A 22,860-nucleotide genomic window follows, 5' to 3' on the forward strand; every position below is an offset into this window, starting at 1 on the left:
TCATCAGCCCTTCAGCCCGTCAGCCCAGCGAGTCGATGAATTCCGTTGTCAATCGCGCGATGTCGTCCGCATGCGAGATCGGCGACCAGTGACCCGCCGGAATGTCGTTGCGCGTGAGGTTCTTCACCCACTTGCCGGTGTCGTCGTAGTGGTACGGACGCACCGCGACGTCCTCGGTGTTGACGATGAGGTGAACGGGGATGTCGATGTACCGATCGCGCGGATTGGTCAGCAGTGGAATGATGTTGGCGCGGTACAGCTTGGTGCCGTTGGTTGCGTCCGACCACAGTGTGGGGTTCTGGGTGACGAGCTTCGGATCGACGCCCGAGAACTCCTGGAGGAATGCCGGCCAGCCCTTGGCGAACTGTCGCTTGATGCGCAACGTCGACAGGCCGGGGATGTGGAAGGTGACGGTGTACCAGGACGCTCGGGTCTGGGCGAGAACCTGCTTGATGCCGGCAAGAGTGGGACGACGCAGCCGCGACTGCGACCACTTCCCGAGGTGATCGAGGTTAGGTCCCGAAATCGATGTGTACGAACGGATTCGATCCTTCGCCTGGGGCTGGGCTGCGGCCTCCCAGACCTCGACGGCACCCCAGTCGTGTGCGAGCACGTGAACGGGAGCGTCGGGACTGACCGCATCTGCCACGGCATAGAAGTCCGCCGCCAACCGGGCCAACTTGTACGCCGACTGCTCGACCGGCACCGTGCTCTCGCCGGCTCCACGCGAGTCGTAGCTGATCACCCGAAAACGGTCTTCGAGTTGCGGCACGATGTGGCTCCACAGTTCGTGAGTATCCGGCCACCCGTGAACGAGGACGATGGGTTCGCCGTCGGGGTTTCCGCTCTCGAACACCGCCAGCCGAATGCCTTCGTTGACGACCGTCGTACGGACTGCGTTGCTGCTCACTGTCTTTCCGTTCTATAGATCGAGTACGAGACGACTGCTGCGTGCGCGGGAGACGCAGATGAGCATGTGGTCGCGCTGCTCTTCCGGGGTCAATCGCGATTCCAGATGTTCGGGCTCGCCGGACAGCACCCGCACCTTGCAGGTACCGCAGAAGCCCTGTTGGCACGAGTACGCGATATTGGGCTTCTGTTCCTTGACTGCGGTCAACACGGAGGCATCGGCAGCCACGTCGAGCACAGCGCCCGTGCTGATCAGCTGCACCTCGAACGGTGTGCCATCGAGGATCGGCGGCGGACCGAAGCGCTCGAAATGCAATGCGGTGGCAGGGCACTGGCGGAAGTCGCGGCGGACGGCGTCGAGCATGGGGGTAGGGCCGCAGCAGTAGACGGCACCGCCTGCGGGCGCGCGCTGGAGCAGTTCACCCTCGGTGGGGTACCCGTGCACGTCGTCGGTCCGGACGAACACGCGATCCGATTCCCAGCTCTCGATCTCGTCGAGAAAAGGCATCGTGTCCCGGGAGCGACCGCAGTACACGAACTGCCAATCCATCCCGAGAATCCGTGCGGCACGGACCATCGCGATGATGGGGGTGATGCCGATGCCGCCGGCGACGAACAGCGCGCTGCCCTCGGCGACGAAGGGAAAGCCGTTCCGTGGGCCACGTACGGTGACCTCGGTTCCGGGCTCGAGTGCATGCATCTCGATGGATCCACCTGCGCCGGTGGGGATTCGGCGCACGGCGATCCGGTAGCAACTGCGGTCGGACGGATCGCCGCACAGCGAGTACTGTCGACGGCGACCCGACGGCAGATGTAGATCGAGGTGGCAGCCGGGATGCCAAGTCGGCAGCTGCTCCCGCGTCGGCGAGGCGAGAGTCAGAGCGGCGACGTTCTCGTCCTCGGCGATGATCTCGCGGTCGACGACCACCAACCGCAGCGCGGAATCGGGATTGTGGCCGGCTACCGCGTCGTCGTACTCCTTGCCGGCAGTCGCATGCATGTAGCCGTTGAGGAACGTTCCGAGCATCTGCATCGAGCGATCGGCGCGAGGGCGTCCGCGCAGATCCGGTGGCGCGTCCTTGGGTAACAGCCGCGGAACGCGACGCGTCGAGAGCTTCACCGCGCCGCAGCCTGCGCGGCCGGGGACGACGCCAGGTAGCGCACGGCCTGAGCCGTCGAGCCTTCCTGGCTCGGGTGATACGACTTCTTCAGGTAGCGAGACATACTGCGGCCGACGTGCGTCAGCGCCGGCAGCGTGCCGCGGCGAACAGACTTGCGCCACAGGGCCGATCGGGGCTTGCGGACCGACTTCGGGGCGCTCTGCAGCTCGGGGTCGTTCTTCATCAGGAAGATGATGCCGCGCATCCAGATGTACCCCATCAACGGAACGACCACGACGAACGTGCGCAGGCGACGTACCTCGCGCTTGTCGAAGTAACGAAGGGTGTCGTACGCAACCGAGCGGTGTTCCACTTCCTCGGCACCGTGCCACCGCAGCAGATCGAGCATCGTCGGATGGATGCCGGCTCGGTCCAGACCGTCGGCATTGAGTACCCAATCACCGAGGAACGCCGTCACGTGCTCGATGGCCGCGATGAGGGCCAGCCGCTCGACGAGGTTGTTCTTCGATCGCAGACTCGTCACCGAATCCGATCCGAGGACCTTGCCGAAGGCCCATTCCATCTGATCGGTGAACGGAGTGGGGTCGAGTCCGTTGTTCTGCAGATGCACGAGGACGCCGGTATGAGCCTCGGCGTGTACGGCTTCCTGCCCGATGAAGCCGATGACGTCGTCGCGCAGCTTCTCGTCGTCGATGTAGGGCAGGGCCTCTTTGAACGTGTCGACGAACCAGTGTTCGCCGGCCGGGAGTAGTAGATGCAGCACGTTGAGGACGTGCGTGGTGTACGGATCGCCGGGGACCCAGTGCATCGGCAGATCGCTCCAGTCGAACTTGACGTTCCTGGCCTGAAGCATCACTTCGCCCGGGTCCGATGCGACGGCGTTGCGCTCGTTCATCGAGTCGACCTCCTCCACGTCCGCGATGTGGCCGCTGCCACAGTGCGCGACTTAGTATAAACATCGGTTACAGGTAAAAGGAACCATGTCGGTAGACAGTGAGAGACTTGTGCGATGACCGACCCCTCCCCAGAGGCTGTTCCCCCGAGCAGCGTGCCCGTGGCCTGGCCCACCGAGTGGCCCGTCGATGTGCGTCGAATCGCGGACGCCACAGTCGATGCCCTTGCTGCTGTCGTGGCGCAGGATCCGATCGCGTTCGACGAGGCCGTCGAACTGTTGGACCGCTCGGACGCGGCCAAGGCCGGGAACGTGCATGCGGAGATGGTACGGAGTTTGCTCGAAGAGGTATACAGCGATGGCTTGACCGGGGAGAACGTCCAGGAAGTACTCGGCCGAACCGTCCGCGGAGCCGAGTGGCTTCCGAGCGTGGACATCGCCGGATTCGTCGAAGTGCTCACCGGCGCGCTGGGTGTGACGGACGTCGACGAACAGTCACGTTCGCGGCCGCGGCCCGCACATGCCCTGTTGGTGGTGGCGGATCTGCTCGCAGTTCGTCGAAGCCGCGCCGAGACGTATGTGCGCCGCGCACTGGCCGAAATCCACCGCGCCCAGACGGTGGAGATGCCCTAGTGAGATCTTCGCCTGTATTGCTTGGACGCTAGAGAGGCGAAGAAAGCCCTACCAACGCGAGGGGTGTGTCGAGCTCGCAGTTGTGCAGGCAATGAGGGCGTTTTGGCCTACACGACTGCGAACTCGGCACTGGGTTGGGGCTATCGATGCAGCAGATTGGCCCCGGCGATGATGGCCCGGATCGACGACAGGGTTGCGTCGAGCTCGATGGACATCGACCATTCGCGGCGACCGTCGTGCTCGGCCAGGACGAAGGTGGCGGTCTCGTCGCCGATGCGCTGCTGGTGGAACGAGAGGATCTCGATGCGGAATCCGGCGTCGTGGAGCATCGACGTCAACGCCTCGATCGGTCCGTATGTTGTTGTGGCACAGGCGAAGATGGTGTCACCGATACCGAAGGTGGCGTCGAACGACATCTTGCCCCCGGTGGCCCCAGTGCCGGACCACGAGCCCAGCCGAAGAGGGCCGGTGGTGGGCGAGAAGCGGTCGACGAAGGCCGTCCACGACATGTGTTGCCCGGAGATCTCGTCGCGCATCGTGCGCGGCAGGGCGCAGCCGAAGCGGGCATGGAACGGATCTGTGGCGAAAGTCGAAGCAAGTGAATTCATGAGGGTGGTCCTGGCGAATGTGAAGGGAGGACCGAGAGAGCACGACGACCCGCAGCGAGGGGTCGGTCCGAATCAGACCCCGCTACGGCGGCGTACTACGAGAATGCGCTTCACGGAGCCGACAGTAGCCCCGGCCTCGGGCGTCCCGCAAGTATCGAACGAATACGGATCTCTAGGACACGAGCTAGATGTCCGCATATATGGCACGATTCGTTGTAACTTTGGCCCCATGGACCCCGTGCGTAACCCTTACGCTCCCGGCGCAGGCCAGCGCCCACCCGAGCTCGCCGGTCGAAAGAAGCAGCTCGACGCCTTCGATGTCGTCCTCGAACGCATCACCCGCGGCAGACCGGAACGCAGTGTCGTACTCACTGGGCTGCGCGGCGTCGGCAAGACGGTGCTGCTCAACCACCTCCGATCCGCGGCCATCGCGCGCGGCTGGGGCACCGGCAAGATCGAGGCTCGCCCCGACCAGGAACTGCGCCGGCCCCTGTCGTCGGCGCTGCACATGGCGGTACGCGGCATCGCGGCCTCGCATCGAGACCCCGAACGCGTCGACGAGTTTCTCGGCGTCCTCAAGGCCTTCGCGCTGCGCGCCACCGCGGACAAGGGGATGCGCGAACGGTGGCAACCGGGCATCGACGTCCCGGCGAAGACCGGCCGCGCCGACTCCGGTGACATCGAGATCGACCTCGTCGAACTGCTGCTCGACGCCTCCGCGCTGGCCGGGGACGTAGGTGTGGGTATCGCCATCTTCATCGACGAGATGCAGGACCTCGGGCCCGCTGACATCTCCGCACTGTGCGCGGCCTGCCACGAACTCAGTCAGGACACCGCGCCGCTGATCATCGTCGGGGCCGGACTACCGCACCTACCGGCTGTGTTGTCGGCATCCAAGAGTTACTCCGAGCGCCTGTTCAGCTACCACCGAATCGGCAGGCTCGAGCGAGCCGCAGCAGACCTCGCGTTGATCGCGCCGGCCGACCGCGAGGACGTCGAATTCACCCCCGAGGCACTCGACGCGCTGTACGCAGCCGCCGACGGCTACCCCTACTTCGTGCAGGCCTACGGCAAAGCGACGTGGGATCTCGCCGCCGACAGCCCGATTTCCGCCGAGGACGTGCGTGTTGCCGCTCCGACAGCAGAGGAGGAACTGGCCGTCGGATTCTTCGGTTCGCGCTACGAACGCGCGACGCCCGCCGAACGCGAATACATGCGCGCGATGGCCGAACTGTCGGTGGACGACGGTTCGGTGCCGACCTCGGCCGTGGCCACCGAGCTCAAACGCAAGCCGGCGTCGCTGTCGCCTGCCCGCGACGGCTTGATCAAGAAGGGCCTGATCTACTCGGCCGAGCGCGGCACGATCGCGTTCACGGTGCCGCATTTCGGGCGCTACCTGAGAGCGCAAACCGACGAGCCCGCCGCGGTCTGAGGCGTCGACCCTACGACTGCGCTCGCGCCCCGGTCAGCTTCTCGAGGCGGCGGACCGCTGTGCGATCGGCGCGGTCGACGTTGACGAGGCTCGAGTCGCCGTCGTAGAAGTCCATGAGGCGCTGATCCATCACCTTGCGCCACAAGGGCGGAACCATCGAGCAGAAGATCATCACCGCGTATCCGGCCGGGAGTTGCGGGGACTCGTCGACGGTTCGTAGTGCTTGGTAGCGGCGTACCGGATTCGCGTGATGGTCGCTGTGGCGTTGCAGGTGGTACAGAAACAGGTTGCTCCACAGGTGATCGCTGTTCCAGCTGTCGCGGTGCGAGGGCTTGGCGTAGCGACCGTCCGGACGCCTGGTGCGCATCAGGCCGTAGTGCTCGAGGTAGTTCGCTGCCTCGTACAGGACGATGGCGATGGCGGCCTGAATCAGTAGGTACGGCAACACGATCCAACCGAACACTGCGATCAGTACCCCGAACAGAACGATGCTCATCGCGGCCGCGTTGAAAAGGTTGTTGCGCAGCGTCCACGGTGTCGAGCCCGACCGCGCGAGTCGACGGGTTTCGAGATCCCAGGCCGAATGCAGACCGTGGATCATCGTGCGTGGCAGAAACTTCCAGAACGATTCACCGAATTTCGCCGACGCCGGATCCTCGGGGGTGGCGACGCGCAGATGGTGGCCGTGGTTGTGCTCGACGTAGAAGTGGCCGTACAGCGTCTGCGCCAGAGTGACTTTGGAAAGCCACCGCTCGACGTTCTCGCGCTTGTGCCCCAGTTCGTGCGCGGCATTGATGCCGACGCCGCCGACGACGCCCACAGTGACGGCCAGACCGATCCTCTCCGGTGTGCCGAGTGGGCCGTGGGCCCACAGGTAACACGCGGCCACCAGGCCGGCGTATTGCAGCGGCAGGAACAGGTAGACGCACCACCGGTAGTACTTGTCCTTGTCGAGTGCTGCGAGAGCCTCGTCGGGTGGATTGCTGCGATCGACGCCCGCGAACTTGTCGACCAGGGGCAGCGCGATGCCCATGATCATCAGCCCGAGTGCCCAGAATGCGCCGGGTCCGAGGAGTGACACCAAGCCCCACGCCAGGAACGGGCTCAGCGGAATCGTCAGGCCGAGCGGCCAGAGATAACGCTTGGGATCGCGCCACGTCGGCGAGGCCCCTGCGGCGTCCTTGTCGGGCATGCGTGAACTCACTCCTGATCTTCGAGGCTGCCCACGCGGTACGAGGGGATGCGGTGGTGGTCTGTCACAAGTACATCGCCACGCCTCTGAGGATAGTTACCTAGACGAATCTGTGGGGTTCGAGCGATGGGCCGTCGAAGGCGTCGCGGTCCTTGTACGGTGACCGAATGCAGCATGTCGAGTCGTCGTTCGCCGGGGTACACGGAACTCGTATCGTCTACGACGTCTGGACCCCGGACGCCGCCGCCGATAATTCCCCTACCGGCGTTCTGGTGCTGGCCCATGGCCTGGCCGAGCACGCAGGACGGTACCGACACGTGATCGAGCGGCTCGGCTCGCTCGGCCTCGTCGTCTACGCACCCGACCACCGCGGGCACGGGCGATCCGGCGGCAAGCGAGTCTCCTTGGCGAAATGGTCGGACTTCACCGACGACCTGCACACACTGTTCTCGATCGCGGCTGAGGAGCACCCCGGCAGCCGCACCCTCCTCCTCGGACACAGCATGGGCGGTGCCATCGCACTGTCCTACGCCCTCGACCATCAGGGTGATCTGGACGCACTGATGCTGTCCGGGCCTGCGGTCAACCCGTCCGTGGGCCAGCCGAAAGCGTTGGTCGCGGTGGGTGCAATACTCGGCAGGTTCCTGCCGTCGCTGCCGGTGCTGAAACTCGACCCCAACGACGTCTCCCGCGACAGTGCCGTCGTCGACGCCTATGTCGCCGATCCGCTGGGCTATCACGGCAGCGTCACGGCCGGGCTCGCGGCAGCACTGTTGCAGGAGAGTCGTACGTATCCCGCCAGATTGCCGTCGCTGACCATTCCGGTGTTGCTGCAGCACGGAACCGCGGACCGGTTGGCCGATGTCTCGGGCAGCGAGCTGATCGCCGAACTGGCGGGATCCGAGGACCTGACCTTGAAAACCTACGACGGGCTGTTCCACGAAGTCTTCAACGAGCCGGAGCAGGAACGCGTGCTCGACGACCTGATCACGTGGTTACGTCCGCGGGTCGGCGGCGGGGCTGTAAGTTCCTGACGGGTCCAGCGGAAGAACGGGGTTACGACCATGGCCAGACGAGCGCTCGTATTGGGCGGCGGCGGTGTAGCGGGCATTGCGTGGCAGACAGGCGTCCTTCTGGGACTGGCCGAGGCCGGGGCCGATGTCAGCGACGCCGAGATGTTGCTCGGAACGTCGGCCGGTTCTTCGGTGGCTGCTCAGATCTCGAGCGGCACCCCGGTGTCGGAGTTCTTCGAGCGTCAGGCGGACGAGTCGAAGCAGGACAACGAGCCACACGCCGAGGCCACCATCGACGAGCTCGTCACCATGTTGGCCCGAGCAGCCCAGAACTCGGACGGCAGCGCGCTCGACACCCGCAGGCGCATCGGTGCCGAAGCTCTGGCGACATCGACGATCAGCGAACGGGAACGACGAGCCATCATCGCCCGCCGACTGACGAAGCACTCGTGGCCCGACCGCGATCTGCGGATCGTCACCGTGGACGCCCTGACGGGGCGCCATCGAGTACTGGACCGGGGATCGGGCGTCGAGCTCATCGACGCCGTGGCCGCGAGTTGCGCTATCCCGGGCATGTGGCCGCCGGTGACGATCGGCGATCACCGCTACGTCGACGGCGGTATCCGTGCGAGCGAGAACGCCGATCTGGCGGTGGGTTTCGAGAAGGTGCTGGTGCTCAAGGTCGGCGCACTCGACCTGGAAGGCGACCCCTTCGAGGTCGAACGGGGAAAATTGGTCAAGGGCGGCTCGAAGGTGGAAGTGATCGTTCCCGACGCGGATTCGTCGGCTGCGATCGGACCCGACCCCACCGACATCGCCGTACGCGCAGCGGCGGCAACAGCGGGCCGGGCACAGGGCACCGCCATCGCCGAGCGTATCGCCGAATTCTGGGTGGGCTGAGACCCGCGAACGGGACTCAGCCGAACAGGGCCGCGCCGTTGCTCCAGCACACGGCGCGGACCCACTCGTCACCGAGCCCGAGACGGCTCACCGCCTGCAGCGAGTCCAGGTAGGGGTACGGGATGTTCGGGAAGTCGCTCCCGAACAGAATGCGATCCTGCAGGTCCAATAGCCGCGGCATCTCCTGCCGGGGAAACGGCGCAGCGGCTTCGGAGAAATCCGTGAAGGCCATGGTGGTGTCCAGGCGTACGTTCTCGTATCGATCGGCCAGATCGAGAAAGTCGACGTACTCGGGCATGCCCATGTGCGCGACGATCAGCGGTAGCGTCGGAAACCGCTGCAGCAGAGCGGCGATCGGCTCGGGGCCGGTAAACGAGCCGGGTGCCGGTCCGGAGCCGCAGTGGATGACCACCGGAATCTGCGCATCCGAAATGGTGCCCCAGACGCCGTCGAGCAGCGGGTCGTTGGGCGAGTAGTTCCCGACCTGGATGTGCGACTTGAAGATTCGGGTTCCGTTCGTCACCGCCTGCTCGACGTACTGCATGGCTCCGTCCTCGGGATAGAACGTCGCAGTCTGCAGGCAATCGGGGGTGCGAGCCGCGAAGTCGGCACCCCAGGAGTTCAGCCAGGCCGCCATCGCAGGTTTGTGCGGGTAGATCATCGACGTGAATCGCCGCACGCCGAACCCTCGAATCACCTGCAGCCGCCGGTCTTCGGCGAAGCGGTACGAGATGGGCCAGACGCTGCCCGTCAGCGGCCCTGCGCTGTCGAAGTAGCTCCATACCTTGTCCATCACGTTCTTCGGCATGAAGTGCGTGTGGACGTCGAACAGACCGGGCAACGCCAGCTCGGTCCAGAACGCGACGATGCGCTCGGTCTCCGCCGCCAGTTCGGCGTCGGAGCGAGGGTGCTCAGCGTGCGACATGCGCGTCGAACCACTCGAGGGTCTTGGTCCACGCGTCGCCTGCGGCTGCGGCATCGAACACGGCAGGGCGGTCGTCGCAGTGAAAGCCGTGCTTGCCGTGGGGGTATCGGGTGATCTCGGTGCCGACCGGTGCCGTGGCGGTGATCTCCCGCAGTGTCTCGACGTCCTGGAACGGAATGCCCTCGTCCAGATCTCCGAAGAAGCCGTGCCACGGTGTCTGGAGAGCGTCGCCCACCGAGGCCATCGCGGGATAACCGAAGCGGCCCTTCGTGATTCCGCCACCGTAGAACGTAACGGCCGCACCGAGTTGCCGTCGAACCGCGGTGTGGAAGGCCACGGTCCCGCCCATACAGAAACCGACGATCGCGATGGACGAGGGCTCGAACCCCAGTTCGGCCAGTGCACTCGCCGCCGCGTCCACGTCGGAGTCCACCTCGTCCGCCTCGAGTTTCCCGATGGCCGCCATGGCGGAATCCATATCCGAGTAGTCGAGCACGCTCACACCCTCCTGGCGGTGGAACAGATGCGGAGCCACGGCTACCCAGCCTGCGGCCGCGACCCGATTGCAGACGTCGACGATGTGGTCGGTGACCCCGAAGGCTTCTTGGATGACGATGACGCCGCCGCGGGCGGTGCCGTCGGGCGAGACGACGGTGAGGGGAGTGGTGTTCACCCCTCGATTGGAGCACATCACCAGGAGTGGATGCCGGTAGCGGCGGTGAGTACGGCAGTTTTGTACCGTGGCAGGCAGGGAACGATCCCGACCGAGAGGACACTTCATGCGCGCGGTACAGATCTCCAGTCTCGATGGACCCGATTCGGTGACCGTTGCCGATATCGACGAACCCACCGCGCGTGACGGGTCGGTGGTCATCGAGGTCAGGGCCGCGGGCGTCGCGTTTCCCGACGCGTTGCTCACCCGTGGGCTGTACCAGTACAAGCCCGAGTTGCCGTTCGTTCCGGGCAGCGAGATCGCCGGCATCGTGCGGTCGGCTCCGGCCGATTCCGGCTTCTCGGCCGGAGACCGCGTGGCAGCGTTGACGGGGCTCAGCGACGGTATGGCAGAGGTCGCCGTCGTCTCGCCCGACACGGTGTTCGCGTTGCCCGAGTCCGTGTCGCTCACTGCGGGCGCGGGCTTGCTGTTCAACGATCTGACGGTGCACTTCGCGTTGCGCGAGCGCGGCCGCTTGGCGCAGGGCGAGACGGTGTTGGTGCACGGCGCGGCGGGCGGGATCGGAACCTCCGCGCTGCGAATGGCTCCGGTGCTCGGGGCAGCGCGGGTGATCGCAGTGGTGAGCTCGGAAGCAAAGGCAGACATCGCGCGAGCCGCCGGAGCCACCGACGTCGTACTGGTCGACGGCTGGAAGGACGCGGTCAAGGAGCTGACCGGCGGCCGTGGCGTCGACGTGGTCGTCGATCCGGTGGGCGGTGACCGGTTCACCGACAGCATCCGTTCGCTCGCGCCGTCGGGCCGAATCCTGGTGCTGGGCTTCACCGGTGGCGAGATCCCGACCGTCAAGGTCAACCGGTTGCTGCTGAACAACGTCGATGTCGTCGGCGTCGGGTGGGGCGCGTGGTGGATGACGCGCCCCGGCTACCTGGCTACTCAGTGGGCCGAGATCGAGCCGCTGCTCGCGGACGGTTCGCTCGTGGCTCCCGAGCCGTCCGTCTTCCCCGTCTCCGACGCGGCAGCAGCGATCGCCTCGCTCGAAAACCGAACGGCAGCAGGGAAAGTGGTTCTCGACTTCAGTCTGTGATCGGGTGCGCGGGCTGCCGGATCACTCCGGCAGCTCGATGCCCCGTGCCTCGGACAGCGCTGCGATCTCGGCGGGAAAGACGTTCTTGAACACGAACGGGTCGGTGCCCAACGCCCAGTTCGGTGCGAGTTCGATGGCATACCTCTCGAAGTAGCCGAGCTGCTTGGCCACCAGGATCAGTTCCTCGGGGCTCGACGTCTTGTACTGCTTGCCCATGCCCACCAACGCCCGGATGAAGTCCGCCAGGCTGAAGTGGGCGAGGGTGGCCGAGAGCATCGGCGCGAACACCGACTGCAGAATCGCGCCGACTTCGGCGTCCGAACCCATCTGCGGGGCAACGATTCCCAGACGTTTGACGGTACCGGCGAGGCGGGTGAAGTCGCCGTCGATCACCGTGGCGTGGAAGAGGTCGAGCAACAACGCGCGCCACTGCTCGTCCACCTCGCCCATGACGCCGAAGTCGAGAAAGGCCACTCTGCCGTCGTCGAGCACCCAGACGTTTCCCGCGTGCACGTCGCCGTGGAACAGGCCGTGCAGTACCAGGGCCTCCATCCAGACCTTGGCGGCACGGCGGACGATCAGCTCCGATTGCTCACCGGGCCGGTACCGGTCCAGCGGCGAGCCGTGCATGCGTTCCATGCAGATCACGCGTCCACCGCAGTAGTCGAGAAACACCTCGGGTGCGGTGACGTGCGTGTTGTCGCCGAATGCCCCGATTGCACTGCGAAAGCTGTGCTGGCGCTTGGCTTCCACTGCGCTGTCGAGTTCTGCGAACGTCGCGGCGTGCAGGTCGACGATGATGGCCGACGCGTTGGCCGTGGCGAAGAACGGAATGAACTTCTCGAGACCGCGCGCGATGAGATACGCGATTCGCAGGTCGATCTTCATGCGATGGTAGATGCCTCGCCGCTGCACCTTCATGACCACTTCGCGGCCGTCGTCGCGGCGCACGCACAGGTGTACCTGGGCGACCGACGCCGACGAGAGCGGTACGTCGTCGAACGAGGAGAACAACTCCTCGACGCTCCGGCCCAGGTCTGCCTCGATCACCGCGCGGGCCTGCGACCCGGGAAACGGCGGCACCTCGTCCAGGCATCGCAGACAGGTGTCGGCGAGGACCTTGGGAAACAGTCCGGGCGACGAACCCATCAGTTGCCCCACCTTGACGAAGGTGGGGCCGAGCACGAAGAACGCGTCGACGACGGCTTTGGAGGCGTGAACCGGCCAGCCGCGCCGCGGCGCACGAACCCAGCGGCCGACTGCGATGAACTGAAAGTACGTCAGCACCGATCCGATCACGATCAGTCGCAACAACTCTCGTATACCGAAGGTCTTCAGCTCGGGTGCCGGCTTCGGCGTCGTGTCGTCAGGTGTCATGCGTGCACCCCCGCCGACACGCGTGCGGCCGAGGCTTCGAGTCGGGCCAGCACTCGGTCGAATCGTGTGGCATCGTCGAAAGCCCTTGCCAGCACCAACGCCCCCTGGATTCCGGCGACGATCTCTTCGGCCAGCTCGGCCGCCGCGTCGCCGTGTCCGAGCCGCTGCAGCACCGGAGTGAGCGCCTCGATCCACTGAGTGAAATGCGCGGCGACACGGCTGGAGAAGGTGGCACGCTCGAGCCCGAGCGTGAACGCGCCGAACAGGCACACCAGGCGATTGGACCGAAAATAGCGGGCGGTCTGCTCGAACATGTCGTGGGTCGTCGACGCCGCGTCGTCTCCGTGCCGCAGCGGCTCGAAGACGTTGTGGTGGAACCACAGCTCGACGTCGTCGAGGACTGCCTCGGCCATTTCCTGCTTTCCCCGCGGAAAGTAGTGGTAGAGACTGCCTTTGCCGAGTCCGGTGCATCTGCTGATGACCGCGAGGGACGACCCGTCGAACCCGTGGTCGCGGAACACTCCTGCGAGTATCGGCACCACGTCGTGGCGATCGCTCATGAGCCGGTACTGTACCAATCGGTACAAGCCCGGTGCATCGGGGTCGCCGGGAGTGGAGCCCGCGGAATGACCCAGCTCTTGGGAGTGGAGCCTGCGGAATGACCCAGCTCTCGGGAGTGGAGCCTGCGGAATGACCCGTTGACGTGGGGGCAGTGAATACTGCAGTGGTGAAGCGATCCACAGTTCTGGCCGCCACGGCGTTTCTGGTCGGTGGGTGTACCTACCTCGCTGCCGAAGCGATTTCGGCGCGCGGCTGGACCGACCGACCGTACAGCTACGCGCGCAACAACATCAGTGACCTCGGGATTCCGGACATCTCACCGTGGCACCCGGTGATGAACACCGGCTTCGTGGTGGACGGGGCTCTGTTCGCCCTGGCGGGTTTGGGGCTGTCGGTGTTGTTCGAGGGTCGAGCGCGCTGGATCGTGCTGGGCACGTCGGTCGTGCACGGCGTCGGCAGCATCGTCGTCGGGCTGGCGCATGCTTCGGTCGACGGAGCATCGACTCCGCATGCAGCGGGCGCGGGTATGGCGATCATCGGTGGAAACCTGGTGCTCCTGGCTGCAGGCCGGTACGGCGGACGCGTCGGCGCACCTCGCTGGTACACGACGGCCAGTGCCGCGGCCGGTGTTGCGGGGCTGGCCGGTTTCGCATTGTTTCTCGCCGATACCGGCATCCTCGGCGGCGGAGCGTTCGAGCGGATTTCCGTCTACACCATCATCGGATGGGAGATCGTTACCGGCGCAGCACTTCTCGTGCGGTCCCGGCTATCGAAAGTTCGGTGATTCCTTGGCGAGGAAGGCCCGTACGCCCTCTCGGCCGTCGGCCGACTCGAAGGCTTCCTCGAACACCGGCAGTGCGCGTCGTGCCGGTTCGTGTGGCGACTGCCCGAACGTGAGCGCGAGAGCTCGTTTGTTCGCATGCACGGCCGAGCGGGACTTCGCGGCCAGCACGTGTGCCAGGTCCAGTGCCATCGACAAGGACCCACCGCGTGGAGCCACCCTGTTGATCAGACCCCATTCCAGAGCGGTCTCGGCAGAGATGGGCTCGCCGAGCAACACCAGTTCGGCTGCGCGCGACTGACCCACCCTCCGCAACGCACGCATGGTCCCGCCACTGCTGGGGACGAGCCCCAGATCGATCTCGGGCAAGCCGAGGCGGGCACCCGCGTCGGCAACCACGAGATCGCAGCACAGCGCCATCTCGAGCCCACCGCCCAGGGCGAACCCGTCGATCGCTGCGACCGTCGGGAGCGGTAGGTCGACCAGTAATTCGAGGGTCGCGTTCTCGACATTGCTCTTGCGTTCGAGGACGTCGCCTGCAGCCTGCATCGCGGGCATTTCGGAGATGTCCGAACCGGCACTGAACACCCGGTCGCCGGTGAGCACGACGGCCCGGACGGTGGAGTTGTCGGCCAGCTCGCGAAGAATCGCCCGCAGACGTCGCGTCGCAGGCTGGGTCAGGGCGTTCACCGGAGGGTTGCTCAGCGTGATCTGTGCGACGGCCTGGTGTGGAAAGGACAGGACGGGTGACGACTCGGTGGGCATGAAAGAACCGTAGAGCGTTGACCTGGCGATTGGGAGTCTGCCACGACGGCATGTACCGTGGGTATCACCCGACGCGGGGTGGAGCAGCTCGGTAGCTCGCTGGGCTCATAACCCAGAGGTCGCAGGTTCAAATCCTGTCCCCGCTACTACGAAGATCAGGCCCGGCACCGATGGTGCCGGGCCTGATTTCTTTTCTGGGTTCGCCGGGATGGCTCCGGTCAGGGCTGAAGTCTGAATTGCACGACGGCCGTGACGTTTTCGATCGCGTCGTCGAGTGCCTTCAAGCGCGACGGGGCGTCCGGTGCCGACAGGATGTCGAGTCGGTCGGACTGGCCCATCGGGATCAACGAGGCCAGCGACCAGATCTTCTCGGCGGCCGAAATCGGGAGGCTCAGAAAATCCGGAACGCCCGGCGTCACGATGTCCCCGGAGGATTCGAGCCGACCGATCAGCTCGTACAGATCCTCGACCTTGGCCCAGGTGGCGGCGAATTGCGTGTCGGCGATGACGGCATCGACGTCTGCGTCGGGCCACGCGCGGACGTCGGCCAGTGGATAGGGGTCGTCCGGGAGCCACGCGTCGATGCGGATCCGTTCACCGCCGACGCATTCGAGCAGATACCTGCCGTCTCCGATGGCCTCGTGACCGATGATGTGGGCGATCGTCGCCACATCGTGTCGGACGTCGCCGCCGCCCGCCTCGTGCCCCCGGGCAATGAGAACGACGCCGAAACGGGGATCGTCCATCTTGAGACAGTCCTGTACCAGTGCCTGGTATCGAGGCTCGAAGATGTGCAACGGGAGACGTTCGCCCGGCAGCAACACGCTGCCGAGCGGGAACATCGGGATGACGCTCACGGGCGCTGGAGCGGCATGGCTGCCGGGGTGATCTCCGTCGGCGCGCTGTGGTCCGCGTCGCTCGAGTCGGTGTGGTTGGCGGCCAAGAACTCGTCCAGCAGTCGGAAGAAGAAGTCCGGCTCGTCGAGCTGCGGGAAGTGGCCGGCGTCGGGAAAGATCTCGACGCGACTGTTGGGTACCTCGCGTCGGATGTTGTCCGCATGCTTGGCGGGGATCATGCGGTCCTTGCCGCCCCAGATCAGCAGTGAGGGAATGGACTCGAACTTCTCGAAATGCTGCTTGGCGCTGACGGTTTGGCCGCGAGGACCCACGACGGCCCGCGTCGACGCCAGAAATGCCTCCCGCGTCGACCGGTCTGCGACCGATCGGAACGAGCGCCACGTCTCGGCCATGCTGGGGCCGGGCTCCACCGGAACCCCCCACTTGCCCAGTCGAGCCAGCACACCTTCGGTGTTCCTGCGGAACCAATCCGAGGCCAACATCGGAAGCACCAGTTCGCTGCCGGGTAGCGTCGCGGCTTTGAGTAGCAGGCTCACCTCAGGGCCGAGCCCGCCGCTGCTGACCAGCACGAGGCGATCGACCCGTTCGGGAAAGAGGTACGTCATCTGCATGACGATGCCGCCGCCGAGCGAGTGGCCGACCAGTGGTGCCGAGTCGATGTTCAGGTACTCCATCAGGTCGCGGATGGTGGCCGCGTGCGAACTGAGCGAATAGTCGCCGGACGGTTTGTCGGAGTCACCGTGCCCGAACAGGTCGGGTGCGATGACCCGATACCGGTCCGACAGTCGCTCGATCTGCGGGCCCCAGGACTTGTGTGATCCGAGCAGCCCGTGGACGAGAATCACGGGCGGCCCGTCACCGATATCGACGTACCGCAAGACGTCCTTGTGTAGTTCCACCGACTGCAGTTCGTACGATGCGCTCATGGTCGACCTCCCTGTCTCGGTTCGGGCCGGTGGCTCGGCTAATTAGCCGTCCGGCACAAACGTACAAGCTGTGCCGCCACCGCGACAGGCCGTCGCGGGTGATATTCCCAGTCAGCGCGCGTTGTCGACGGTGTCGTCGATGATGTCGGCCAGTTCCTTCGCCATCGGTCCGCGCAACATGTTCGCGTGGTGGCCGGTGATATCGACGAATGTCAGCTCGCCGTGAGCGACTGCTCGCCACGACCGGAGGTCCTTGACGTTCTCGGTGGTGCGAACCACAGTCATCGACCCCGACCACGGAGTCGGCACATGCTTGTTCAACGCCACGTACCCGATGCTGGCGAACACCAACCATTCCATGGTCGTCGGATACCGCAGCAGCCCAGCGAATTGCATACGCAGCCACAGCGCGGCCGTACCGACACGGCCCAGATGGAAGCCGGCGTCTTCTCTGGTCGGTGCGGGCGGCGCTGCCGGGACAGACGTACCCCCGGGAAGCCGGTCCAGGAGATGACGGAACAGCCGGGTGTCGAGAAGTAGAAGATGCGGGGTACCGACGCCGGAATCTCTGATCTTCTCTGCCATCGCGATGGCGATCCAGCCGCCTAGCGAGTGGCCGACAAGGTGGAACGGGCCGTCGGGGGCCACCGTGCGGATCGCGTCGACATACCGTGCCGCAGTGGCTCTGATGGTCCGGTCCGGTCGCCCGCGTTTGCCTCGGCCGTGTGCCTGCAGGGCATAGACGGGACGGTCTGCGTCGAGGTGCTTGACCAGATCGAGAAACGCCATCGCGCCCACGCCGGCACCACCGATCAGGAAGATCGGAGCTCCGGTACCCCCGGTGCGCAGCGGGACCAGAACGTCGTGGACACCTGACGAGCGCCGACGTGCGGCGGCGGTGTCGCGAAGCCGAGCGTCGACGGTGGTCGCCAGCGTTCGCACGGTGGTCGACGCGAACACGTCCTGCGGATCGAGTTCGATCTTCAGGTTCTCGCGCAAGTGGGCGAGCATCGCCGTCATGGTCAGAGAGTTGCCACCGAGTTCGAGGAAATCCTCGTCCCGCCCGATGGCGTCCAGTCCGAGTGCAGTGCGAGCGGCCTCCGCGACGATGTATTCGGTGGGGCCGACCGCGGTGCGTTCGACGCGTCGGTCGGACGGCTCGGGCAGTGCTCGGCGGTCGATCTTGCCGCGTTCGTTGCGGGGCATGGCGTCGAGCGCAACGATGTGGGTGGGCACCATCCATTCCGGCAGGGTTCGGCGCAGGGCGGCCCTGATGTCGGCCTGGCTCGCCCGGACGGCCCGGTCGGAGCAGATGTACGCGACGAGGTCGGTATCGGCGCCGGATCTCCTGCCGATCACCACGGCATCGTCGATGTTCGGCAGCGCGCGCAGTGCCGCCTCCACCTCGGCCGGTTCGACGAGGTAGCCGCGTACCTTGACTGCGTCGTCGATACGCCCGGCGAGCTGCAATGTTCCGTCCTGATCGAACCGGCCCAGGTCGCCGGTGCGATACCGGAACAGGCCGTCGCCGAGGGCAGCGAATTTCTCCGAGTCCACGCCGACATCCTCGAGATAGCCGTCGGCCAGGCACGCCGACGTGACGCGCACCTCGCCGATGACGTCGGGTTCGCACGGGGAGCCGTCGGCAGCAACTACCTCGACGAGCTTTCCCGCGACGGGAGTGCCCGCGGGCAGAAAGCCGGACGGTAACGCACGGTCGAGGGGGTACTCGCTGAACGCGACGGCCCCGGCCTCGGTGGTCGCGTACCAATTGACGAGTGTGGCGCGGTTGGCGGAAGCCAGGCGGAAGCGGCGCGCGTCGTCGGCGTGCAGTGATTCTCCGTAGGTGGTGACGACGCGCAGCGTGGGTACGGTGACCTGGCCTGCAACGGCGCGCAGCAGCGACGACGAGCAGTGCAGCGTGGTCAGCGAGTGGTCCGCTACCCACTCTGCGATGCTGCCGACCGTGCCGGATCGAGGGTCACGGCAGTGAACGGTGGCACCGCTGAGCAGCCCGGCGAACAGAGTGTTCAGGCCCGCGCCGAAACTGACGGGAAGGGCATCGCCGACGCGATCGTGGGAGCCCAACCCCAGCGCGGTCGACACCTCGTACGCCTTGGTCAGGCACATGCGATGACTGAGTACGACGCCTTTGGGCGTACCCGTGGATCCGGACGTGTAGTTGATCACCGCGGTGTGGCCGCCCGAGACCGTCGGCAGCGGTACGCAGGAATCGACCGCTGCGTCGACGGTCGTCGAATCGAGGATCGAGGCCTTGGCCTGCTCGACGATGCGGTCGCGGCGCTCGAGGGGAAGTTGCGGATCCAGCGGAACCAATGGATGGCCTGCAGCGATGACGGCCAGCATCAGCACGATCGAGTCGACCGACGCGTCCGCCTCGACGGCGAGGGGCCGGTGATCGGACGGGCGCAGGGCAGCGATCTTGCGTGCCTGCGAGTACACGCGATGCAGCAGTTCGTCGAAGGTCAGTGACGTACCCGCCGCGTGCAACGCGGCCGCGTCCGGCATGGCGTGCGCTACCTCGCGGTAGCGAGCCATCAGCGTGTCGCGGCCGTCGGGACGGCACAGCGGGGCGAGCGCGGATCGTGTCGACACAGGTCCCGTCGGCACAGATCGGCTCGACACAGATACCGTCGGCACAGATCGGGTCGGCGCGTACGCGTCCTGAATCGTCATGATTCTCCTTGCACGAGCCCGACCCGCGAGGTAAAGGTTCGTTTGCGGTACACAAACCTACTTGAAGACTGTTTTACCACCCCTAAAGTAGACGCGGGCCGTCTTTCCGCGCAAGCCGAAAACCGGACATTTCGTAACGAACGGGTGTCGTTACGAAATGCCCGGTGTCGGGGCGACCCTGATCAGAGGTCGGCTATCGCCTCCAGCGGTTTGGTGCGCGCGGCCCGAACGGCAGGCCACAGAGCGGCCAGCACTCCGACCACCGCGGACCCGAGAAGCATCGCGACGACCTGCCCCCAGGGCACCGTCATGGCACCCAGGCCCTCGTCGCGCAGGGTCTGAACGAAGCCCCACCCGAAGGCGATGCCGAGGGCGACGCCGACGATGGCACCGAACAGGGCGATGAGCAGCGACTCGAGGTAGATGATGCGCCGCACCTGCGGTCGCTGCATTCCTATCGCCCTGAGCATGCCGATCTCGCGTCGGCGTTCGACGACCGACAGGGCGAGGGTGTTGACGATGCCCAGCACTGCGATGACCACGGCCAGGGCGAGCAGTCCGTACAGCACCGCGAGCAGTGTGTCGATCTGCTGGCCTTGGCTGCCCTTGAATTCTTCGACGTCCTGTACCTGCACCACCACGGACGGTTTGGTCGCGGCTTCGAGGTCGGTCCGCAACGTACCGAGATCGGTTCCGGGCGCGGCTTTGACGAGGACCAGCAGATCCGACCGCGTGATGGACGGCGTCACCTTCTCGTAGATGTCGCCCGAGACGATCCAACTGCCGATCAGTGGGTTGTCGGTGAACACACCGGTGACGGTGACGGGAACCGAAGCTCCGTCGACGGAGTCGAACACGACCTGGGTGCCGATGTCCCAGCCCTTGGTGGACGCTTCGGTCTCGGACACCGAGAAGCCGTTGCTCTCGAGGTCTGCGGTGCCCCGAACCATGGACAGGTCGAGCAGCCCTTCCGGGGAGCCGTCGATGGCAGCGCCGAATTCTTCTTCTCCGGCGATCGTGACGAACACCGGATGCAGCACAGCGGTTCGTTCCACCCCGTCGACCTGTTGTGCGGCCGCCGTGGCTCCGGCCGGGACACCGATCGACTGTGGACCGGACAGGATGTAGTCGGCTTCGACGCCGGTGTCGACGAGCGAATCGACACTCGCCTTCGCCGTCGACCCGAGTACCCCGATGACGGTGACGAGCATGAGGCCGAGCATCAACGCGAATGCGGTGGCTGCCGTGCGGCGCGGATTGCGCACCGAGTTGGTTCTGGCCAAGCGGCCGATGGCACCGAACGGCCGGGTGAGGACGGCCCCGAGCGCTCCCACGACGGGCCGAGACAACGACGGTGCGGCCAGGGCCGTGGCCACGATCGCCGCCACCGCGCCGACGCCGACGGTTGCTGCGGCAGCGCCGCCGGTCGACTGAGCGCCGATGACTATCGCTGCCGCTCCGGCAATACCCAGTCCGACGCCGATGAACGTCCGGGTTCGCAGGGTGTCGCCGGCGGACGCGAACTCCTCGCGCATTGCGGCCACCGGTGGAATCTTGGCTGCTCGCCGCGCCGGTGCGTAGGCGCTGAGGACGGTGACGATGATGCCCACCGCGAAGGCGACGACGACGGTGCGTGGTTCGAGGGCGAGAGGGCCCGACGGCAACCCGAGGTCGAAGGCATTGAGCAGAGCGCGCAATCCGTACGCAAGTCCCACGCCGCCGGCGAACCCCAGCACACTTCCGATGACGCCGACGACGACCGCTTCGAGTACGACCGAGCGACTGACCTGCCCACGGCTGGCTCCGATGGCGCGAAGCAGCGCCAGTTCGCGTACCCGCTGAGCGACGATCATCGAGAACGTGTTGTAGATGATGAACGTGCCGACGAGCAGTGCAATGGCACCGAACGCGAGCAGGAAGTACGTGATGAACGACAGTGCCGACTCGACCTCGGCCTTGGTTTCGGCCTGGACGTCGGCAGCGGTCTGCACTTTCAGATCCGGGAACGCGGCGGCGATCTCGTCCCTGAGGTCGCTCTGCGTCTTGCCCTGTGCGGCGAGATCGTTGCCCGCGACGTCGATGTACTGCACGTGCGCACCGTCGGTGAACAACTCGTTCGCCTGGCTCTGCACAAACTGAATCCCGATGAAACCACCGGATTCTGTTGCAGTGGAATAGATTCCGGAGATCGTGATGTCGGTGATCCCCTTGGACGGCACGAGTACCTGGGTCGCGTCGCCCACCTTCAGGCCCGCTCGATCGGCGCCACCTGCGTTGATCGCGACCTGGCCGGGCGCGGTGGGGGCCGAGCCGGAGACGAATGTCGCCGGATCGCCGAGCCGCTGCTCGTCCGGCAGGTAGGACTCGCCGATCGTCGGTGCTCCGCCGGATTGCACTGCGGCACCGTCTTTACCCAGCAGAACGAGTTGTCCTCCTACATACGGAGAGACAGCACGCACGCCGGGAAGCGCCGAGATGGCGGCGATGTCCTCGTTGGGTACTCCGCTCGATCGCGCATCCTCGGGGGCGACTCGAACGTCGGCTCCCTGTGCGGTGTCGGCGAACAGTGACGAGAACGTGCGCTGCAGCGTGTCGGTGAAGACGAACGAGCCTGCGACGAAAGCGGTTCCGAGTACGACGGACAGAACTGTCAGTGCCAGCCGAACCTTGTGGGCGGCAAGGTTTCGCAGCGACACCTTACGCATGGGGTTGCCCGACGTGGCCCGCGTCGGGGCCTTGTCGGGATTCGATTTCTTGGCGACCGAGTGCGACATCAGTGGACCGTTTCCAGCTTCTTCATGCGCTCGAGGACGGCGTCGGCGGTGGGCGACGCCAGTTGATCGATGACAGCTCCGTCGGCCAGGAACACGACGCGGTCGGCGTAACTGGCCGCTCGTGGGTCGTGGGTGACGATGACGACGGTCTGATCGAATTCGTCTGCGGCCGTGCGCAGAATCGACAGCACCTCACCGGACGAACGAGAGTCCAGGTTGCCCGTCGGCTCGTCGCCGAACACGATGTCGGGTCGACCGGCCAGTGCACGAGCGCACGCCACGCGCTGTTGCTGCCCACCCGAGAGTTCGCTCGGGCGATGGCCCAGGCGGTCGCGCAGTCCCAGTCGGTCGACGACGGTATCGAGCCAGCCCTGATCCGGGGTGCGTCCGGCGATGTCGAGCGGCAGAGTGATGTTCTCGAGCGCGGTCAGGGTGGGCACCAAATTGAAGGCCTGGAACACGAAACCGATTCGGTCCCTTCGTAACCCGGTCATCTCCTTGTCGGACAGCGCCGTCAGCTCGGTGTCACCGATCGTGACCGTGCCCGAGGACGCGGTGTCCAACCCGGCCAGGCAATGCATCAGTGTGGATTTGCCCGAGCCGGACGGGCCCATGATGGCGGTGAATTCTCCGCGGGCGAACTCGACGTTCACCCCGGACAGTGCGTGCACCTGGGTGTCGCCAGAACCGTAGACCTTCGATACGTCGACCGCACGTGCGGCAATGTCGCTCATGGGTGC

The 22,860-nt window shown here is 65.7% G+C and carries 21 protein-coding genes and 1 tRNA gene; 7 read left to right on the plus strand and 15 right to left on the minus strand.

Translation table 11 applies throughout. The annotated features are described in order from the left end of the window. Window positions 1-19 precede the first annotated feature (19 nt). The 3 genes from CH262_RS27040 to CH262_RS27050 form a co-directional block, all read right to left on the minus strand. On the minus strand, window positions 20-910 hold the full coding sequence (locus CH262_RS27040; protein WP_032385131.1) for an alpha/beta fold hydrolase: 891 nt from the start codon (window positions 908-910) through the stop codon (window positions 20-22). A gap of 12 nt (window positions 911-922) precedes the next feature. Continuing rightward, the gene (locus tag CH262_RS27045; protein ID WP_230591057.1) at window positions 923-1,942 is read right to left on the minus strand and encodes a PDR/VanB family oxidoreductase; all 1,020 of its coding nucleotides are present in this window, start codon (window positions 1,940-1,942) and stop codon (window positions 923-925) included. An 83-nt stretch (window positions 1,943-2,025) separates the two neighbouring features. Continuing rightward, window positions 2,026-2,925: a metal-dependent hydrolase gene (locus tag CH262_RS27050; RefSeq protein WP_027495186.1), complete on the minus strand. Its 900-nt coding sequence runs from the start codon at window positions 2,923-2,925 to the stop codon at window positions 2,026-2,028. Window positions 2,926-3,039: 114 nt separating this feature from the next. Between CH262_RS27050 and CH262_RS27055 the strand changes: the two genes are divergently transcribed. Then, window positions 3,040-3,555: a hypothetical protein gene (locus CH262_RS27055; protein ID WP_052056549.1), complete on the plus strand. Its 516-nt coding sequence runs from the start codon at window positions 3,040-3,042 to the stop codon at window positions 3,553-3,555. Between the two features lie 140 nt (window positions 3,556-3,695). Here the strand turns inward: CH262_RS27055 and CH262_RS27060 are convergent, their stop codons facing one another. After that, window positions 3,696-4,163, minus strand: a complete 468-nt coding sequence (locus tag CH262_RS27060; protein WP_032385129.1) for a 2-isopropylmalate synthase — start codon at window positions 4,161-4,163, stop codon at window positions 3,696-3,698. A 229-nt stretch (window positions 4,164-4,392) separates the two neighbouring features. On the opposite strand from CH262_RS27060, the gene CH262_RS27065 reads away from it, so the two are divergent. After that, window positions 4,393-5,595: an ATP-binding protein gene (locus CH262_RS27065; protein WP_032367752.1), complete on the plus strand. Its 1,203-nt coding sequence runs from the start codon at window positions 4,393-4,395 to the stop codon at window positions 5,593-5,595. A gap of 10 nt (window positions 5,596-5,605) precedes the next feature. Here the strand turns inward: CH262_RS27065 and CH262_RS27070 are convergent, their stop codons facing one another. Further along, complete coding sequence (locus CH262_RS27070; protein ID WP_052056547.1) at window positions 5,606-6,787, minus strand: alkane 1-monooxygenase; 1,182 nt, start codon at window positions 6,785-6,787, stop codon at window positions 5,606-5,608. A gap of 167 nt (window positions 6,788-6,954) precedes the next feature. Here CH262_RS27070 and CH262_RS27075 point away from each other — a divergent pair, with 167 nt between their 5' ends. Then, a complete protein-coding gene (locus CH262_RS27075) occupies window positions 6,955-7,821 on the plus strand; it encodes an alpha/beta hydrolase (RefSeq protein WP_032385128.1) in 867 nt (288 codons plus the stop codon). A gap of 30 nt (window positions 7,822-7,851) precedes the next feature. Next, complete coding sequence (locus CH262_RS27080; RefSeq protein WP_032385127.1) at window positions 7,852-8,700, plus strand: patatin-like phospholipase family protein; 849 nt, start codon at window positions 7,852-7,854, stop codon at window positions 8,698-8,700. A 16-nt stretch (window positions 8,701-8,716) separates the two neighbouring features. On the opposite strand, the gene CH262_RS27085 is transcribed toward CH262_RS27080, so the two are convergent. Both CH262_RS27085 and CH262_RS27090 read right to left on the minus strand, forming a co-directional pair. Further along, window positions 8,717-9,625 carry an amidohydrolase family protein gene (locus CH262_RS27085; RefSeq protein WP_179275122.1) on the minus strand — a complete coding sequence of 303 codons (909 nt, stop codon included), beginning with the start codon at window positions 9,623-9,625 and terminating at the stop codon, window positions 8,717-8,719. Further along, the gene (locus CH262_RS27090) at window positions 9,612-10,298 is read right to left on the minus strand and encodes a dienelactone hydrolase family protein (RefSeq protein ID WP_256989014.1); all 687 of its coding nucleotides are present in this window, start codon (window positions 10,296-10,298) and stop codon (window positions 9,612-9,614) included. Before CH262_RS27090 ends, CH262_RS27085 begins: the two co-directional genes overlap by 14 nt. A gap of 106 nt (window positions 10,299-10,404) precedes the next feature. Here CH262_RS27090 and CH262_RS27095 point away from each other — a divergent pair, with 106 nt between their 5' ends. Further along, window positions 10,405-11,382, plus strand: a complete 978-nt coding sequence (locus CH262_RS27095) for an NADPH:quinone oxidoreductase family protein (RefSeq protein WP_027495194.1) — start codon at window positions 10,405-10,407, stop codon at window positions 11,380-11,382. Between the two features lie 21 nt (window positions 11,383-11,403). Here CH262_RS27095 and CH262_RS27100 read toward each other — a convergent pair whose 3' ends face one another. Both CH262_RS27100 and CH262_RS27105 read right to left on the minus strand, forming a co-directional pair. Then, on the minus strand, window positions 11,404-12,759 hold the full coding sequence (locus CH262_RS27100; protein ID WP_032385125.1) for an ABC1 kinase family protein: 1,356 nt from the start codon (window positions 12,757-12,759) through the stop codon (window positions 11,404-11,406). After that, window positions 12,756-13,319 carry a TetR/AcrR family transcriptional regulator gene (locus tag CH262_RS27105; protein WP_048318808.1) on the minus strand — a complete coding sequence of 188 codons (564 nt, stop codon included), beginning with the start codon at window positions 13,317-13,319 and terminating at the stop codon, window positions 12,756-12,758. The genes CH262_RS27100 and CH262_RS27105 overlap by 4 nt, the downstream gene beginning before the upstream one ends. A 167-nt stretch (window positions 13,320-13,486) precedes the next feature. Between CH262_RS27105 and CH262_RS27110 the strand changes: the two genes are divergently transcribed. After that, window positions 13,487-14,104, plus strand: a complete 618-nt coding sequence (locus CH262_RS27110) for a DUF998 domain-containing protein (RefSeq protein ID WP_032385374.1) — start codon at window positions 13,487-13,489, stop codon at window positions 14,102-14,104. Here the strand turns inward: CH262_RS27110 and CH262_RS27115 are convergent. Further along, entirely contained in the window at window positions 14,087-14,866 is a 780-nt protein-coding gene (locus tag CH262_RS27115; protein WP_032385124.1) for an enoyl-CoA hydratase/isomerase family protein, read from the minus strand. The two genes, CH262_RS27110 and CH262_RS27115, sit on opposite strands and share 18 nt — an antisense overlap. 72 nt (window positions 14,867-14,938) lie before the next feature. On the opposite strand from CH262_RS27115, the gene CH262_RS27120 reads away from it, so the two are divergent. Beyond that, window positions 14,939-15,012, plus strand: a tRNA-Met gene (locus CH262_RS27120). Window positions 15,013-15,084: 72 nt separating this feature from the next. Here the strand turns inward: CH262_RS27120 and CH262_RS27125 are convergent. The 5 genes from CH262_RS27125 to CH262_RS27145 all read right to left on the minus strand — a co-directional run bounded on the left by CH262_RS27125 (window position 15,085) and on the right by CH262_RS27145 (window position 22,854). Then, entirely contained in the window at window positions 15,085-15,723 is a 639-nt protein-coding gene (locus tag CH262_RS27125; RefSeq protein ID WP_027495199.1) for an LON peptidase substrate-binding domain-containing protein, read from the minus strand. Beyond that, a complete protein-coding gene (locus CH262_RS27130; protein WP_027495200.1) occupies window positions 15,720-16,649 on the minus strand; it encodes an alpha/beta fold hydrolase in 930 nt (309 codons plus the stop codon). The genes CH262_RS27125 and CH262_RS27130 overlap by 4 nt, the downstream gene beginning before the upstream one ends. Window positions 16,650-16,760: 111 nt before the next feature. After that, a complete protein-coding gene (locus CH262_RS27135) occupies window positions 16,761-19,346 on the minus strand; it encodes an alpha/beta fold hydrolase (protein WP_080731789.1) in 2,586 nt (861 codons plus the stop codon). A gap of 182 nt (window positions 19,347-19,528) precedes the next feature. Further along, a complete protein-coding gene (locus CH262_RS27140) occupies window positions 19,529-22,051 on the minus strand; it encodes an ABC transporter permease (protein WP_032382474.1) in 2,523 nt (840 codons plus the stop codon). A 68-nt stretch (window positions 22,052-22,119) separates the two neighbouring features. Next, on the minus strand, window positions 22,120-22,854 hold the full coding sequence (locus CH262_RS27145; protein WP_032367760.1) for an ABC transporter ATP-binding protein: 735 nt from the start codon (window positions 22,852-22,854) through the stop codon (window positions 22,120-22,122). Between the last annotated feature and the right edge of the window lie 6 nt (window positions 22,855-22,860).

The organism is Rhodococcus sp. 05-2255-1e (genome assembly GCF_002259025.1).
GTDB lineage: Bacteria > Actinomycetota > Actinomycetes > Mycobacteriales > Mycobacteriaceae > Rhodococcoides > Rhodococcoides fascians.

Excerpts from the sequence above, each read along its gene's own strand:
- CH262_RS27095 (WP_027495194.1), top strand. The coding sequence starts at position 10,405 with ATGCGCGCGGTACAGATCTCCAGTCTCGATGGACCCGATTCGGTGACC.
- CH262_RS27065 (WP_032367752.1), top strand. The coding sequence starts at position 4,393 with ATGGACCCCGTGCGTAACCCTTACGCTCCCGGCGCAGGCCAGCGCCCA.
- CH262_RS27045 (WP_230591057.1), bottom strand. The coding sequence starts at position 1,942 with ATGCAGATGCTCGGAACGTTCCTCAACGGCTACATGCATGCGACTGCC.
- CH262_RS27115 (WP_032385124.1), bottom strand. The coding sequence starts at position 14,866 with ATGCCCACCGAGTCGTCACCCGTCCTGTCCTTTCCACACCAGGCCGTC.
- CH262_RS27075 (WP_032385128.1), top strand. The coding sequence starts at position 6,955 with ATGCAGCATGTCGAGTCGTCGTTCGCCGGGGTACACGGAACTCGTATC.
- CH262_RS27100 (WP_032385125.1), bottom strand. The coding sequence starts at position 12,759 with ATGACACCTGACGACACGACGCCGAAGCCGGCACCCGAGCTGAAGACC.
- CH262_RS27060 (WP_032385129.1), bottom strand. The coding sequence starts at position 4,163 with ATGAATTCACTTGCTTCGACTTTCGCCACAGATCCGTTCCATGCCCGC.
- CH262_RS27085 (WP_179275122.1), bottom strand. The coding sequence starts at position 9,625 with ATGTCGCACGCTGAGCACCCTCGCTCCGACGCCGAACTGGCGGCGGAG.
- CH262_RS27080 (WP_032385127.1), top strand. The coding sequence starts at position 7,852 with ATGGCCAGACGAGCGCTCGTATTGGGCGGCGGCGGTGTAGCGGGCATT.
- CH262_RS27130 (WP_027495200.1), bottom strand. The coding sequence starts at position 16,649 with ATGAGCGCATCGTACGAACTGCAGTCGGTGGAACTACACAAGGACGTC.
- CH262_RS27140 (WP_032382474.1), bottom strand. The coding sequence starts at position 22,051 with ATGCGTAAGGTGTCGCTGCGAAACCTTGCCGCCCACAAGGTTCGGCTG.
- CH262_RS27070 (WP_052056547.1), bottom strand. The coding sequence starts at position 6,787 with ATGCCCGACAAGGACGCCGCAGGGGCCTCGCCGACGTGGCGCGATCCC.
- CH262_RS27135 (WP_080731789.1), bottom strand. The coding sequence starts at position 19,346 with ATGACGATTCAGGACGCGTACGCGCCGACCCGATCTGTGCCGACGGTA.
- CH262_RS27145 (WP_032367760.1), bottom strand. The coding sequence starts at position 22,854 with ATGAGCGACATTGCCGCACGTGCGGTCGACGTATCGAAGGTCTACGGT.
- CH262_RS27055 (WP_052056549.1), top strand. The coding sequence starts at position 3,040 with ATGACCGACCCCTCCCCAGAGGCTGTTCCCCCGAGCAGCGTGCCCGTG.
- CH262_RS27050 (WP_027495186.1), bottom strand. The coding sequence starts at position 2,925 with ATGAACGAGCGCAACGCCGTCGCATCGGACCCGGGCGAAGTGATGCTT.
- CH262_RS27105 (WP_048318808.1), bottom strand. The coding sequence starts at position 13,319 with ATGAGCGATCGCCACGACGTGGTGCCGATACTCGCAGGAGTGTTCCGC.